This is a genomic window from Paenibacillus sp. FSL P4-0127, assembly GCF_038007325.1.
GTDB classification, from domain to species: Bacteria; Bacillota; Bacilli; order Paenibacillales; family Paenibacillaceae; genus Fontibacillus; species Fontibacillus macerans.
Genome location: NZ_JBBOWY010000001.1, coordinates 1,368,975 through 1,384,593 on the forward strand (window position 1 = coordinate 1,368,975; position 15,619 = coordinate 1,384,593).

Annotated in this window: 15 protein-coding genes; 9 read left to right on the forward strand and 6 right to left on the reverse strand. The window is 46.0% G+C overall.

The annotated features are described in order from the left end of the window. Positions 1-21: 21 nt before the first annotated feature. The 4 genes from NYE74_RS06050 (at position 22) to NYE74_RS06065 (ending at position 3,782) form a co-directional block, all read left to right on the forward strand. Complete coding sequence (locus NYE74_RS06050) at positions 22-981, forward strand: ABC transporter permease (protein ID WP_124332422.1); 960 nt, start codon at positions 22-24, stop codon at positions 979-981. After that, positions 965-1,918, forward strand: a complete 954-nt coding sequence (locus NYE74_RS06055) for an iron chelate uptake ABC transporter family permease subunit (RefSeq protein ID WP_036619090.1) — start codon at positions 965-967, stop codon at positions 1,916-1,918. Before NYE74_RS06050 ends, NYE74_RS06055 begins: the two co-directional genes overlap by 17 nt. Next, on the forward strand, positions 1,915-2,676 hold the full coding sequence (locus NYE74_RS06060; protein WP_036619092.1) for an iron ABC transporter ATP-binding protein: 762 nt from the start codon (positions 1,915-1,917) through the stop codon (positions 2,674-2,676). The genes NYE74_RS06055 and NYE74_RS06060 overlap by 4 nt, the downstream gene beginning before the upstream one ends. A gap of 65 nt (positions 2,677-2,741) precedes the next feature. Beyond that, the gene (locus NYE74_RS06065; protein ID WP_036619094.1) at positions 2,742-3,782 is read left to right on the forward strand and encodes a siderophore ABC transporter substrate-binding protein; all 1,041 of its coding nucleotides are present in this window, start codon (positions 2,742-2,744) and stop codon (positions 3,780-3,782) included. A 46-nt stretch (positions 3,783-3,828) separates the two neighbouring features. On the opposite strand, the gene NYE74_RS06070 is transcribed toward NYE74_RS06065, so the two are convergent. The 4 genes from NYE74_RS06070 to NYE74_RS06085 form a co-directional block, all read right to left on the reverse strand. Continuing rightward, a complete protein-coding gene (locus tag NYE74_RS06070) occupies positions 3,829-4,935 on the reverse strand; it encodes a serine hydrolase (RefSeq protein WP_127463483.1) in 1,107 nt (368 codons plus the stop codon). 190 nt (positions 4,936-5,125) lie between these two features. Next, the gene (locus NYE74_RS06075) at positions 5,126-5,656 is read right to left on the reverse strand and encodes an RNA polymerase sigma factor (RefSeq protein WP_155619327.1); all 531 of its coding nucleotides are present in this window, start codon (positions 5,654-5,656) and stop codon (positions 5,126-5,128) included. Between the two features lie 48 nt (positions 5,657-5,704). Beyond that, positions 5,705-6,274: a hypothetical protein gene (locus NYE74_RS06080; RefSeq protein ID WP_036619098.1), complete on the reverse strand. Its 570-nt coding sequence runs from the start codon at positions 6,272-6,274 to the stop codon at positions 5,705-5,707. Between the two features lie 16 nt (positions 6,275-6,290). Further along, entirely contained in the window at positions 6,291-6,800 is a 510-nt protein-coding gene (locus NYE74_RS06085; RefSeq protein WP_164815256.1) for a MauE/DoxX family redox-associated membrane protein, read from the reverse strand. Between the two features lie 513 nt (positions 6,801-7,313). Between NYE74_RS06085 and NYE74_RS06090 the strand changes: the two genes are divergently transcribed. Continuing rightward, positions 7,314-9,146: an ABC transporter ATP-binding protein gene (locus NYE74_RS06090; RefSeq protein ID WP_155619329.1), complete on the forward strand. Its 1,833-nt coding sequence runs from the start codon at positions 7,314-7,316 to the stop codon at positions 9,144-9,146. A 28-nt stretch (positions 9,147-9,174) separates the two neighbouring features. Next, positions 9,175-10,536, forward strand: coding sequence for an ABC transporter substrate-binding protein (locus NYE74_RS06095; protein WP_036619102.1), 1,362 nt, complete (start codon positions 9,175-9,177; stop codon positions 10,534-10,536). Between the two features lie 47 nt (positions 10,537-10,583). On the opposite strand, the gene NYE74_RS06100 is transcribed toward NYE74_RS06095, so the two are convergent. Both NYE74_RS06100 and NYE74_RS06105 read right to left on the reverse strand, forming a co-directional pair. Next, positions 10,584-11,408, reverse strand: coding sequence for an aldo/keto reductase (locus tag NYE74_RS06100; RefSeq protein ID WP_155619330.1), 825 nt, complete (start codon positions 11,406-11,408; stop codon positions 10,584-10,586). A gap of 38 nt (positions 11,409-11,446) precedes the next feature. After that, entirely contained in the window at positions 11,447-12,253 is an 807-nt protein-coding gene (locus NYE74_RS06105; RefSeq protein WP_155619331.1) for an IclR family transcriptional regulator, read from the reverse strand. A gap of 417 nt (positions 12,254-12,670) precedes the next feature. Here NYE74_RS06105 and NYE74_RS06110 point away from each other — a divergent pair, with 417 nt between their 5' ends. From NYE74_RS06110 to NYE74_RS06120, 3 genes are read left to right on the forward strand one after another with little or no spacing between them, the layout of a single operon-like run. Beyond that, positions 12,671-13,459, forward strand: a complete 789-nt coding sequence (locus NYE74_RS06110) for an ABC transporter ATP-binding protein (RefSeq protein ID WP_036619106.1) — start codon at positions 12,671-12,673, stop codon at positions 13,457-13,459. Between the two features lie 2 nt (positions 13,460-13,461). Next, a complete protein-coding gene (locus NYE74_RS06115) occupies positions 13,462-15,138 on the forward strand; it encodes a hypothetical protein (protein ID WP_155619332.1) in 1,677 nt (558 codons plus the stop codon). Then, positions 15,135-15,509: a nitrous oxide-stimulated promoter family protein gene (locus NYE74_RS06120; protein ID WP_316560678.1), complete on the forward strand. Its 375-nt coding sequence runs from the start codon at positions 15,135-15,137 to the stop codon at positions 15,507-15,509. Before NYE74_RS06115 ends, NYE74_RS06120 begins: the two co-directional genes overlap by 4 nt. Positions 15,510-15,619: the final 110 nt, after the last annotated feature.

Genomic DNA, 15,619 nt, shown 5'->3' on the forward strand with positions numbered 1-15,619 from the left:
GAAGGGAAGCAAGGACGAATTATGAAAACAAGATATTTAACAGCAATGTTGATTGTCTTATCCCTGGTCTCCTTGTTTATCGGAGTCAAGGGCATCTCCCTGCCGGGCCTGCTCCGTCTGGACGCCGAGCAGTGGGAGATTTTCCGCATTAGCCGGATTCCCCGGCTCGTCAGCATCATCATCGCCGGGGTCAGCATGAGCATCGTCGGGCTGATCATGCAGCAGTTGACCCGCAACAAATTCGTGTCCCCGACGACGGCGGGCACGATGGATTCCGCCAGCTTCGGAATCATGATCTCGCTGCTGCTGTTTTCGGCGGCGGGGCCGCTGGCGAAAATCGCCGTGGCCTTCGTCTGCTCGCTCGCGGGCACTTATATTTTTATGCAAATCCTGGATCGCGTGAAATATAAGGATACGATTTTCATTCCGCTGGTCGGCTTGATGTTTGGCGGAATCGTCAGCTCGGCAACGACGTTTTTTGCCTATAAATACAATTTGATTCAAAGCATGTCCGCCTGGCTGCACGGCGATTTCTCGATGATCATGCAGGGGCGTTACGAGCTGCTGTACATCAGCGTTCCGCTGGTCGCGGCGGCTTATGGGTACGCTAACAAATTTACGGTCGCCGGGATGGGCGAGGAATTTTCCGTAGGTTTGGGGCTGAATTACAAGCGGGTCGTCAATCTCGGTCTGATGCTGGTGGCGCTGGTGACTTCGGTCGTCGTGCTGACGGTAGGGTCGATCCCTTTTCTCGGGTTGATTATTCCGAACCTCGTTACGATGTACCGGGGCGATAACCTGAAAAACAATCTGCCCCACACGGCGTTGCTGGGGGCGGTCTTTGTGCTGGCTTGCGACATTTTGGGAAGGGTCATCATTTATCCGTATGAGGTTTCGATCGGTCTAACCGTCGGGGTGATCGGGAGCGGCATCTTCCTGTATTTGCTGATGAGGAGAAACGCCTATGAGCCTAAGCCATAAAACGAAACTTGCGATTCTCGTCGGAATCGGCATTCTGCTCGTGGTCGTGTTTATGACGATCGACGTGGGCGGACATTGGGATTACATACTGCCGAGACGCGGCAAAAAGCTGCTTGCGATCCTTCTTACCGGAACGGCGGTTGCTTTTTCCACCGTAGTGTTTCAAACGATTACGAACAACCGGATTCTGACGCCGAGCATCATCGGGCTGGATTCGCTTTATATGCTGCTGCAGACGTTCATTGTTTTTCTGTTTGGCGGAACGGCGCTGACGCTAATGAGCAAAAACCTGCGCTTTCTGCTGGCGGTCGGGTTCATGGTGCTGTTCGCGGGGCTGCTGTACCGCCTGCTGTTCCGAAAGGAAGGGCGCAACATCTACCACCTGCTGCTGATCGGCTTAGTGTTTGGGACGTTTTTTTCCAGTCTGTCGTCGTTTCTGCAAAAGCTGATCGATCCGAACGAATTTCTCGTTATCCAGGATAAAATGTTCGCCAGCTTCAACAACGTGGATACGGATCTGCTAATGATCTCGCTGGCCGGCGTGCTGCTGGTGGGGTGGTACTTCGCCCGATTTTCCAAGTATCTCGATGTGCTTGCTTTGGGACGCGATCACGCGGTGAATCTGGGAATCAGTTACGAATTTGTCGTCAAAAGAATGCTGATCGTCGTGGCGGTCCTGATTTCGATCTCCACGGCATTGGTCGGGCCGATCACGTTCCTTGGCCTGCTGGTCGCCAACGTCGCCTATCAGTTTCTGGACACCTACCGCCACCAGACGTTGATCCTCGGCGCTTCCCTGATCAGCTTCATCGCCCTGCTCGGCGGACAGCTGCTCGTTGAACGAGTGTTTACGTTCTCCACCTCGCTAAGCGTAATCATCAACTTTATCGGCGGCGTTTACTTCATCTATTTAATGCTAAAGGAGAATAAGTCGTGATTAAGGTCAGGGGAGTATCCAAACGATACGGCGGCAAAAAAGTGGTCGACAACGTAACGCTCGACATCGCGGAGGGAAAGATCACGTCTTTCATCGGCCCGAACGGCGCCGGCAAAAGCACGCTGATGTCGATGGTCAGCCGTTTGATCGCCAAGGACGAAGGCGAAATCATCATTAGCGGCAAGGAAATCGGCAGCTGGAACAGCAGGGAGCTGGCGCAAAAAATCTCCATTTTAAAGCAGTCCAATCATATCAACCTGCGGCTTACGGTCCGCGACCTGGTGGCATTCGGGCGTTTTCCTTATTCGCAAGGGAAGCTGACGAAGGAGGACCAACGGTACGTGGACGAAGCGATTCAGTATATGGACCTGGCGCCGATGCAGCACAAATATTTGGATGAACTCAGCGGCGGACAAAAGCAGCGGGCTTTTATCGCCATGGTTATCGCCCAGGACACGGAATACGTGCTGCTCGACGAGCCGCTCAACAACCTGGATATGAAACATTCGGTACAGATCATGAAAGTGCTGCGCCGGCTTACGGATGAACTCGGCAAAACGGTCGTTCTGGTGATCCACGATCTCAATTTCGCCTCCTGCTACTCCGATTACATCGTGGCTTTAAAAAACGGGGTCGTGGTCAGGGAAGGGATGAAGGATGAGATCATCGATCCCGCGGTTTTGCGGGAAGTGTACGAGATGGATATTCCGATCGAAAACATCGGCGGAAACCGGATTTGCGTATATTTTGCGGGCTAACGTGCGAAGGCTTCGGCATCGGGCCGGCTTTAGCACATTTGAACATATTTGAGGGGGAATGAACGATGAATCGGAAAATTTCAATGTTGTTGATGATGGTCTTTTTGGTGGCAATCCTCGCGGCTTGCGGCTCGAATCAAGGCGGAAGCGCGGCGGGGAACGGTGGCAATGCGGCCTCCGGGACGAATGCCGGAGCCAGCGCGGGGAGTACGAATACCGCCGAACCGGCGAGCGCCGATGCAATTGGGTCGGAGGCGGAGGAACTGTCGATCAAACATCAGCTGGGGGAAGCCAAAGTCAAGAAAAACCCGGGCAATGTCGTCGTTTTTGACTACGGCGTACTGGAAACGCTGGATAAGCTGGGCGTGGAGGCAGCGGCGGTGCCGCAGGGGAACTTGCCGGCGCATTTGAAAAAATACGAAGACGCCAAATACACGAACGCCGGCACGCTGTTCGAGCCGGATTTCGAGAAGCTGAACGCGCTTGAGCCCGGGGTGATCTTCATTTCCGGCCGGTCTTCGGAAGCGTACGAGGAGCTTAACAAAATCGCCCCGACGATCTTTATGGGCGTCGATACGAAAAACTACCTCGAATCGTTTACGGAGAACGTGAAAACGCTGGGACGGATTTTCGGCAAGGAAGCCGAAGCCGAGCAGGAGCTGGCGGCGATCAGCGATTCGATTCAAGCGGTCAAAGAAACGGCGGCGGCCGGCGGTAAGAAAGGGCTCGTCATCCTGACGACCGGCGGCAAAGTGAGCGCTTATGGTCCGGGCTCGCGGTTCGGCTTGATTCATGACGTGTTCGGCGTGCCCGCGGTGGACGACACGATCGAAGCTTCGACGCACGGTCAAAGCATCTCCTTCGAATACGTCGCCGAGAAAAACCCGGATTACCTGTTCGTTGTAGACCGCGACGCCGTTGTTGCCGAGGAGGACAAACAGGCCGAACCGGCCGCCAAACTGGTCGAAAACGATCTGGTGAAGAAAACGAACGCTTACAGAAACGGCAAGATCATTTACCTTGACGCGAACTATTGGTACCTCTCCGGGGGCGGGCTGCTGTCCATGCCGGAAATGCTGAAGGAAGTCCAGGAAGGGATAAAATAAAGTAAACAAAGCAGGATTCCGTGGGGAGTCCTGCTCTTTTTTTTGCTTAACCGGCGCCGCCAAGGGTTTGGATGACCTGCTGCTTAAAATGATCGTCGGTTAAGTATTTTTGCAAAAACAAGTCCAGCTTCTTGCCCAGCCACATGATTTCCAGCCCCTGGGGTTCGTGAATGAACAGGGCCAGCTGAATCCGGTTGCCTTGTTTGTCTTCGCAATATAAGGTCTGATTCATAATGCTCAGGCTTGAGCCGCCCTTGGACCCGATAGTTATGTACCTGGATTCCGGCTTTGGCTTACGTTCCATGATCTCCCTGGCGATCCGGGCCGCTTCCGGGGAAAGCGATTCGCCTTTCTGGATGTTTTGCAGCAGGACGGCATATTCTTTGACCGTGGCGCCCGGCAGTTTGGATGACCAGATCCGCTGAACCGGTATAGGGGTGCTGCGGTCGTGCAGCGACGGAATCGACTCCGGGTTTTGCCGGATCCAATCGAAAATGAGCTGCGCTTTGGCGGCGTATTCCTGGTCCGTCAACCCTTTCATCGCTTGCTCCGCCTGCCTGTGCGGCATATGCTCGTATTTGGTCATATACCCGTACATCAGCATGGCCGAAGAGACTGGAAATATCGGATCGTGCCGGGACAGGGCGAGTTTTTGGATGCGGGCGTTGATGTTGTCCAGGCCAAGCCTCTCCATGAAATATTCCGTATTGGCATTGGAGCTGTAGTGGATCATGCCTTTGGCAGCTTCCATCAAGGAAACCGTGCCGTCTGCGGTTACGGCAGGACCCAGCGCGTCCAGCCAGCTTGGGTGCGCGCCTCCATCCGTTCCCGGAATATAGAAGCGGCGAAGCGAATCAAGAGGCACGGCTTCATTCATATCGATGCGCCCCTCCGCCGCCTGTTCGGCCAACTCTATGGCCAATATGATTTTGAGCACGCTGGCCAGCGGCCGCTTGACATCGGACTGATAATCGATCAGTACCCGATCATTTTCCATGACATACATTGAGGCGAGCTCCGGATGAGCCGCCAGAAACTGCAGGACATCCGCTTCCGTTTTGCGCTCGTCTTTCCGCTTGGCGTAGAATACCAGCAGCCCAAAGGACACAGCACTCAAAACAAGCACCGCGGCTACTATAATAAGTACTATCAATAGGAACCTCCTTATCGGGGATAAAAAATTTCTTAATCTTTTTACGCACAATAAGGTGTGCAGGTTCCACGAAAGGTTGGCTTTGGGTAACCACGTTAATTTGGAAAAAGCAAAACCTTGATGTATTTTTCTGGATGTTCCTTAAAAAAGCATTTAATATTATGTATAGCCTAGTGCTTCCTTTTGAAAATTAATATTTCGTATCAATATAATTATTTTGAATTATTTTTCTAGCTCTATATATATTCTGCTTTACCGAACCTTCAGTTATCATTAATATATTGGCTATTTCTTTATAGCTTAATTGCTTTACAACTCGGAGATAAATAGTTTCTCTTAGTTTTAAAGGAAGCTCTGTTATATCATGTAGCAGACTTTTTAATTTCATATATTCTGCAATGTTATTGGAGTCATGCAACTTATTTATTATGTCATCAATGTTTACCGAACAACTATCTCTTCTATATTTTCTGATATAATTTAAAGTTGTGTTTCTTGTTACAGTAAGTAACCAAGGTTTTAATTTATTCTCATTAATTTTAGTTAAATCTCTCCCTATTATTCTAATAAATGCTTCCTGCAAAATGTCTTCTGTTGAGTAATGATTCCGGACAGTTGAATTTACAAAATTATAATATGAGCGATAAAAATGTTTGAATACTTTCTTTTGACGATCATTATTCAAAAGTGAGAAATTCTCAAGATCATTTTTTGAAAGCATTGGATTTCTCCTTTTAATAAAAATATCCTCTCGATCCTTCTCTTTTTTTTAACTAACTTCATCCATATTAACAGTAGAAATATTGTTTTGAAGCAATACACCTATATCATCTCTATTTTGAATAATTCCCTTATTTATGATTTCCCCAGTGTTAGAAACAACATAACAAAAAGGGAAAGTACTTGTTCCATATTTGTACATTTCATCAAGTTCAACGTGATGAATCGGAAGTTTTAATTTATATTTACTTTTATTGTAAATAACACTATTTAATGGAGCTATCATTATGGAGATGACTTGGTAGTTAGGCAAGTTATCTGCTATAGAGTCCATTTGTGGATAGAGTCTCTCACAAGCATTACAACCATGTACACTAAAAAGAACGATAGAACCTAAATGATTCGAATTATTTAGTTCAATTACTTCATTTGTTATTGTTAAAAGACTGAGGCTTGGGAAAAAGCTTCCTATTTCAAGGTGTTTGTTGCTATTAGATTCTGTCATGGAATAATTTACTGAAGCAGCTTCGTAGCTCTTATTGAAAATATAGGTCATAAAAAAAAGCATAATTATAATTATGAACCATTGAGCAACTTCGAATAATTGTAAGAAACTCATTTTTTATTCAATCCTCCTATTTTGATATTTTATTGAATTTTAAGAAAGAATTAGAGACCGCATATAAACATATAAATGAGACACTTAATAGGACAGATAATAAAACTTCATATGGATCAACTAAGTTCAAACTTGCAGTACTAAATAGTAGAACGATAGATAATATAGTAAGAGCGAAAATTCTGTACAATGTAGACTTCCCAAGTTCTTCTGGAACCCAGTCACCGAAGCAATTGCATGTAATTTTTGATTTCAGTGCTGTAGCTCTCCAAACAGCCCATAAATAACTTGAAATTAATAAAAATGAAATATAGACACCGTAAGAAGATAAATTATCTAAAAATAATAAAATGCCACAAAGTAACTCTAAAAGAATAATGAGATAAGTTCCGAATGATATTAATTTTCTAGATTGGATTAGTTTTGATACAGTTACCTTAAATGATTTTAAAGAAAACAATTTTAAAATACCTGAAGAAATCATAATGACAGCAAGAAAGACTCGAAAATAGATAACTAAAGTCATATAATACCTCCTTAAAAACATTTTTATAACATATAACACCAAAAAAGGAGGTTTTGTTACAAAAATAATAAAAAAATAATAATTTAATATTTTTTATAATTCAATGTAACATTCGACATTAGAAATTGGTTATATATAATAGACCAACAGCGAGATAAGCTTCTTATCCCCGCAAAAAATAAGGAGGATTTAAAATGATTACAATAATGGATCTTACAAAGAAAACATGTACGTATTATTCAAACTGCACCACGGACCCAAGTGATTCCTCTTACAAATATTGTGATTGGGTACAGTACACATGTTGCGGATGTGAAAGCCCAATTGATAGAGGGACTGAAATTGCTAGCGGAAGAAATCGCTTTTCAAGAAGTGTAGGAGACAAAACTTGTAGTACAGGAACTTGTTAGGAAAAATAATCTAAAATTTATTAATGCGGGGATAAATTATCGCTGATAAACGTTTTGTTTATCAGCGATACAATTTTATTCAACTGAATGGGGTATACAGGGAATGTTAACTATATCCAAACTAAGGTTTATAACCCGAGTAAGCATTCGGTTTGTACTATACTTTTGGTATGTTGCAAAATTAGAAATTATATTTTCAATTTTTTTGAAAATTGGGCAGGCAATTATTCCAAGCCTACATTTATTGGTAACAAAATTATTAATTGATTCAATAAGTAATGTTCTACAAGGAGACGTTGCTATCGATATAGTAATTAAGTATTTAGGATTACAAGCAATAACCATGGTTCTAAGTCATATTTTAATTGCAATTGATAGATTAAATAGTATTAAAATGCAAAATAAAATTACGTATGCAACTGAAGAAAAAATAATTACTAAAACTTCGACGATCCCTATTCTTCATTTTGAAAAAAGTGAGTTCTATGATCAATTATTACGTGTATCGTCTGGACAGAGTCAAAGGGTTGTAGAAATGTTTAATGGTCCATTAAATATACTCCAAAATCTTCTTACTCTCACAACTATTATTGGACTTATTTCCACGATCCATTGGATAACAAGTATATCAGTTGTGATTTTTGCTATTTTTCCACTGATTATTAACATAAAAGTAAGTAAACTGAATTTTAAACTCAATAAAGAAATAACTCCTTTGACAAGACTAATTAACTATTTTTTAAATTTGTTAAAACATAGAGACAGTGCTAAAGAGATAAGAGTGTTTCAATTACAGAACCACTTGATCGATAGATGGAGAAGACTCTATGTTACGTACACAAGAAAAAAATTTTCTTTTGAGGTTTATAGCACATATTTAAGGACAGGTACTGAGATATTTACTACACTGCTAATTGCAGTAAATTTAGGTTTTATTATATGGGTTGGAATAAAAAATAAGTTAACAATAGGGGATTATACTGCTATAACACAAGCATTTGTATCTGTTCAAGGTATATTAGTTTCTCTTTCATATTCTGTTTCTTCATTGTATGCCAACGCATTAGCAATACAGGAATTAATTCAATTTCTTGAAATGTCTGATGAGTTAACAACAGAGTACAACAATATTGATAAATCATTTTCTAATGAGGATAAAGATTTCATAGGGAATGGTATTGTTGTAAAAGATCTTCAATTTTCGTATGATAATAATCGGGTAGTACTTGATCATCTCTCATTTAGCATTAAACCAGGGGAAAGAGTAGCAATTGTTGGAGATAATGGGGCCGGAAAAAGCACACTTGTCAAATGTCTGTTAGGGCTATATCGCACATATGATGGTAGTATTTACTATGGAAATAAAGAATTGAAGCAATTACCGATAAATAGAGTGTTTAATCATGTAAGCGCATTGTTTCAGGACTTTGGCAAATATGAGTTGACGGTAAGTGAAAATATTTCCTTTGGAAATATAAAATATATTCATGACCAAGATAAAATACTTGAAGCATCTAAAAAAGGCGGGGCATATACATTTATTAATCAACTCCCCTTCGGTTTTAATACTCAATTAGGAAGAAGTTTTAATGGGGGAACTGAAATTTCAGGCGGTCAGTGGCATAGGATTGCAATAAGTCGTGCTTTTATTCGAGACTCCGAAGTTATCATACTAGATGAACCAGCAGCATCATTGGACCCATTTGCTGAAGCCTCTCTTTATGAAAATTTTGCAAACTTGTCAAAAGGGAAAACTACTATATTAATATCACATCGTTTAAGTAGCTGTGTGAATGCAGATTTAATTTTAGTGATGAGAGAAGGGAAAATTGTTGAGCAAGGGAAACACGAAGAGCTTCTTGCTCAAAATGGATATTATGCCAAAATGTTTTTGTTACAAGCTAACAGTTATCAGAAGGGAACGGTACTTTCATAGGTAAAATACCATAGAAAGCGGTGAGCTAATGAATATAAAAGTATTACTCTGCACTTTTTTAACCATGATACTCTGTGTCGGTTGTACTGATATTAACTTGTTTAAATCCCAAAAGAACGAAACCAAAGAAGTTGTTAAGGTATTGTATGAAAGCGAGGAGGCCTTTTTCACGAACTATGGGTCCTTATTGAGCGCAAAATACCCCAATATAGAATTTGTTGTAATTCCGTTCCCTTACGTTGCTCCTTCGGCTGACGGTGAAGAAATTCAGCTTGCTTATGATCAAGTAATCAAAGAGCAGCAACCGGATGTGCTATTTTTATTTCCGGAGCAAGTAGAGAGATACGGAAATTTAGGGCAATTATATAATTTGGACTCACTCATTAATCAGGATCGCTTCGATATTGAAAAATTGCATCCTGCTATCGTCGATTACATACGTTCTATCGGTTCAGGACAGCTTTTTGCGCTAACCCCAAACTTTTATGGCACGGGAGTCTATTACAATAAAGATTTATTCGATAAGTTCCAAGTTCCGTATCCTACAGATGCAATGACATGGGAGGAGTTAATGCAGCTTGCCCGGAGATTTTCCCCTAGTAGTACATCATCCTATGGAATACGGTTCAACTCGGCCAATTCGTCTCTTTTTCAATTGGCTCTAAAAATTGGGGCAAACAATGACCTGAAATATATCGATTTAGAGCATAAAAGGATGACATTAAACACACCTAGTTGGAAAAATATTTTTCAATCCGTTTTTGACACTTATAAAGAAGATGCTATTTACCAAAATTCCGATCAAGACAAGCTTAAGCCAGGTATGACATATCAGGAAAGGTTATTGCTGAATCCTTTTATTACCAATCAAGTAGCTATGGCCATAGAAGGGCATTACTTTATGAATGATTTGAGGCTGGCCGAAGAATTAAAGCCGGAAGAAGTGCCAAACTGGGACGTGGTTAGCCTGCCCTCTAACGACGACCAACTGTTTAGTGAAGACTCCATATGGATTCAATACATGCTTTCTATTAACTCGCAGTCAGCGAATTTATCTGCGGCATGGGAAGTGGTGAAGTATATTAACAGTGAGGAATTTACCAGGGTGACGTTAAAATCAACGCTCCGGGACAGCTTGCCTTTAAGAAGAAGTGCAATGACCGGTGACAGTCATAACCTGGATGCTTTTTATAAACCTAAAATGAATCCGTACCAGCCGCAAAGTAATTTAAGGCTCTCACATCGTTTTAATGAGTTATTAAATGCTTATGCAGATACTGAAATTGAAAAAGCGTATGAAGGAAGTATTACGCTTGATGAAGCACTTTCCTCTATAGAACAAAAGGGCCAAGAACTTTTGCTTGATAAAAACATGAGCAACGCTCAGTGAGGAATAAAAGAAGAGTTGTCTCGTATGGGACAACTCTTCTTAAATGCTTAACGCACGTGCATTTCGTTCGGATTCGAGCCTTTGCGGCGGTTGATGTTGAGCTTGTTGATCCGCTCCATGTCGCTGTCCGCCAGCTGGAAATCGAACACGTTGAAGTTCTCCTCAATCCGCGAAGGGGTGACCGATTTGGGGATGACGATGGTGTTGTTTTGCAGATGCCAGCGCAGCACGACTTGGGCCGCTGTTTTGCCGTGGGCCTCGGCAATTTCCTTGACAACCGGGTCCTTCAGCACGTCGCCGCCTTGCTCCAACGGGCTCCACGCTTCGATGAAAATATCGTGCTTCGCGCAAAACGCCTTCAGCTCATTTTGGGACAAATGCGGGTGGCACTCCACCTGGTTGAGCACCGGTTTGATTTCCGTTTCGTTCAGCAGGCGCTCGAGATGCTCGATTTCGAAGTTGCAGACGCCGATCGCTTTGGCGCGGCCGTCGCGGTACAGTTTTTCCAGCGCTTTATAGGTGTCCACGTACTGATCGAATTTAGGCGTCGGCCAGTGGATCAGATAAAGGTCGATGTAATCGAGACCAAGCCGCTCCAGGCTTTCGTCAAAAGCGCGCAGCGTATTGTCGTAGCCTTGGTCGGCGTTCCACACCTTGGTTGTAATAAACAGATTTTCGCGGGGAACGGACGACTGCTTGATCGCTTTGCCGACCCCAACCTCGTTGCGGTAAATCATCGCCGTATCGATGGAAGTGTATCCGACTTCCAGCGCTTTGGCTACCGCCGCAGTGGCTTCCTCGTCTTTGACCTGCCATACGCCAAACCCGAGCTGCGGCATCTTTACTCCATTGTTTAATGTGACAAAATCCATATGTAAATCCTTCCTTTCTCCATTTGATAGCTTTGCTGTTAAAGTGTTTCCGATATCGCTCTGGCGCAATCCTTAACCATGCGGATATGCACGGGATCCTTGTCCCTGCACAGCCGGTTGGATGGACCGGATAACGCGATCGCCGCGATAACCTGATCTCCTTTGCGGATCGGGGCGCCGATGCAGCGTACGCCGATTTCCCCCTCTTCGTTGTCCAACGAATAACCGTTTTGCCGAATTCGCTCCAGCTCCTCCCGGAACAATTCCCGGGACGTGATCGAATGCTCCGTCAGTTTTTCCAAAGACAACTGCTCGATGATCCGGCTTTGTTCCTCCCGCTCCTGAAAGGCCAGCAGGCATTTGCCGATGGCATCGGCATGCAGCGGCAGGCGGTCTCCGGCTTCATGATGGGTACGTGTAGCATATTTGCCGGGCACGGCTTGCGTGATCATCATTTCCGTTCCCTGCAGCATCCCGATGTAGGCGGTCTCCCCGGTTTCCCGGCTCAATTGATCGAGATGAGAAACGGAGCGCCACCTGAAATAGTCTTGTTTCTGCGGGTAGTTTGCAAACAGCCTGGAGATGAAGACATCCGACACGGCGTACCGGCTGCCGCTGTTTTTGGCGATGAAGCGGTTTTGTTCCAAGGTGCTGATCAAGCGGTAGGCGGTGCTTTGGTTAAGCTGCAGCTTTTCGATGATTTCCTGGGCCGTGAGGCCGGGCGAATCGATCAGCAAATGGAAGATATCCAGTCCTTTTTTGAGCGTTTGGACTTCATTCCGGTTAATGCATAACCACCTCCTTCGGAGCCCGGATGCGATTAATTTCCAGTAAAAGTATATCACGATTAAAATTTAATTTGCAAATAAGGATAATTTATTTGTTTTCATTATCCATAACGGAGAATTTTATTTTGAAAAAAGTATAAATTTATTTCAATATATGGATTTTGTGTAAAACTATAATATTATTAAGTTTGCAATAAAATTCACTATTTTGGTGGGCCGTGAGGTGGTTCAAGATGAGGTATGATTATAAGTGGAGATATCTTTTTTATCTGATACTGCTTCTAGTGACAATAACTGCTACATTAAAAACATGGAACGATGAGGGCTATGATAAATTCCTTAGCTTGCTTGGAGCAGTGGCTTGTTTAGTGGGATTGTACAAAACGTGGAAGGAAAGAAGGTAGGACTCTAAGACTCTAAGACTGTAAGACTGTAAGACTCTAGACGGATTAACCTTGAGAAGGGATGGAGAAAATGGTCGGCAACAATGAACCTGTCATCACGCTGCGGGATTTGCGTATGAGATTTGGAGACAAATTTGTATTAAACGGAATTGATTTGGACGTGTATCCGGGGCAAATCATCGGCTACATCGGTCCAAACGGGGCGGGCAAAAGCACGACGGTCAAAATCATGCTGGGACTGATCGAAGGGTATTCCGGCGAGGTCCGGATTTTGGGCGCCAGCCCGCAGGATGAAAGCGTGGAGTACAAAAAACGCATCGGTTATGTGCCGGAAGTGGCGGAAATTTACGATACGCTGACGGCGCGGGAATATTTGACGTTTATCGGCGAGCTTTACGGCTTGCCTGCGGATGATGCGGAGAGCAAAGCGCGCCGGCTTGCGGAACGTTTCGGTCTTAAGGATGTTTACGACGTCCGTATCGCCACGTTTTCCAAAGGGATGAAGCAGAAGGTGCTGCTTATTTCCAGCCTGCTGCATAACCCGGACATTTTGTTCCTGGACGAGCCGCTCAGCGGGCTTGACGCCAACAGCGTCATGGTGGTGAAGGAAATTCTCGCTTTGCTGGCCGCGCAGGGGAAAACGATTTTTTATTCTTCGCACATTATGGACGTGGTGGAAAAAATCAGCGATCGGATCATCCTTCTGGACCGGGGAATCGTGGTCGCCGACGGCAGCTTCGAGCAGCTTAAAGGCCAATTTAAAGAGGGCTCCCTGGAACAGGTGTTTAACCAGTTGACCGGATTTAACGAGCATCAAAGCATCGCCGAACAGTTTGTGGCGATTGTGCAAGAGGTGTAGTTATGAACGAGATGAAGTCGCTGAAGGTGCTGGACCGGTTCCGCGGGCTGTTCGAGCAAATGGGGGTAGACTATCCCGTTATGCGCCGCATCCTGCAGGTGAAGCTGACGATGGATGCCCGGCGGGTGCCCACCATTGTCGGAAAATCCCGAAAGGAGGCGGATCGGGGGAAAGACCGCTTCGGGAAGGAAAAGGAGAGAAACCAGTTTTTTGGTTCCTTGTGGCTTTACTTTATTTTTGGCGCGCTGGGTGGCATCATTGTGGCGGCCGGGGACAACTACCTGTTTCAGGTAAGCATGTTGTTTGGCATTATGATGTTTATAGTCATGACCTCGATGATCTCCGATTTTTCCGCGGTGCTGCTGGATATCCGGGACCGGAGCATCCTGGCGGTCAGGCCGGTGAACCGCCGGACGATCGCCATGGCCAAGGCGCTGCACATTTTCTTCTACCTGTTTTTTCTGACCGGCGCGATTGCGGCGGTGCCGCTGGCTGTCGGGCTGCTTAAGCACGGGGCCGGGTTTACGGTGTTGCTGCTGTTGGGGCTGGTGCTGATGGATCTGCTCATCGTGGTTATTACCGCCTTGCTGTATTTGGGAGTGCTGCGCTTCTTTGACGGCGAAAAGCTGAAGGACATCATCAACTATGTGCAGATCGGGTTAACGATCGGCATCACGGTCGGGTATCAGCTGGTGGTCCGGCTTTTCGATTTTGCCGACTTAAACGTCGTGTTCCAGCCAAGATGGTGGCAGTATTTCATCCCGCCGATTTGGTTCGGAGCGGCGTTCGAGACGGTGCTGCATCCGGGGAACGGAAGGCCGTACACGGCCCTCGCCCTGTTGTCTCTGCTCGTGCCGCTGGCCGCTTTCGCTCTGTATCTGAAGTTGGCGCCTGCCCTGGAAAGGAATTTGCAGAAGCTGGCGGAGCCGGGACGGCGGCGCGGACAGCGGACCGGAACCGCATTGAAGCGGCTGGCCGAGTGGCTGTGCCGGGACCCGCAGGAGAGAGTATTTTTCCGGTTCGCCTGGTCGATGCTGGGGAATGAGCGGGAGTTTAAGCTAAAAGTGTACCCGACGCTGGGGTTTTCGATTATATTCCCGTTTATTTTTCTGTTTACCGACGGCTTCGGAAACGGACTTCAGGGGCTGGCCGGAACCCGCAAATATTTGTTTATTTATTTCTGCGGCTTGATGCTGCCTACCGTCATTATGATGCTGCGCTATTCCGGCAAACACAAGGCCGCCTGGATTTACCGGGTGCTGCCGATCCGGGAGGAGGGGCCGGTATACAAGGGGGCGCTGCTCGCTTGTCTGGTTCGGCTGCTGCTGCCTTTGTTCGTGCTGGAAAGCCTGATTTTCGTCCTGTTGTTCGGGGCGCATATCATTCCCGACCTGGTCGTCACCGGCCTGGCGCTGCAATTGTTCGCCATTCTGTGCTTCGCCTATTTGCGCAAAGGGCTTCCCTTCTCGGAACCGTTTGAGGCCACGCAGCAAAGCGAAGGATTGAAGTTACTGCCGCTTATGTTCCTGCTTGGCGGCATGGGACTACTGCATTGGGCGGCGACCACGGTTCCGTTTGGCGTTATCGTCTATGCGTTATTGCTGATCATCGCGATTTGGCTGGGGTGGCGAAAAGTGTTTGCTCCCGGAACGCTCGCAAAAGGGAGGGCGGAGTATTGAAGGTTGGAAGGATGCAATCGGAAAAAGAAGGGCCGCGGATCCGCCGCGAGAAGGCGACAGTGGCCCTGATGATTTCCCTTTATTGCCGGCGCCGGCATAGCCGCCGGGAACGGACCGGCCGGGACGAAGCCGCCGCCGGAAGCGAACCCGGCCTGTGCCCGGAATGCGCGGAGCTGCACCGATACGCGTTGGAGCGGCTCGCCCGCTGCCGGTTCGGCGAAGACAAAACGACCTGCCGGGCGTGTCCGGTCCACTGCTATGCGCCCAAACAGCGGGACAAAATCCGCAAAATCATGGTTTACGCCGGACCGAAAATGCTGTTGCGGCATCCGATATTGACGGTCCGGCATCTGCTGGACGATAGGAAGTGATCTCATTCACAATAATGTCAAACTTTTTGTGGCATTTAAAAAGTCCAGTAATGGCGCGGGTTTTCGGCTCCACTTTCGCCTTTGTGACATACATCATGTGATTTCTGTCA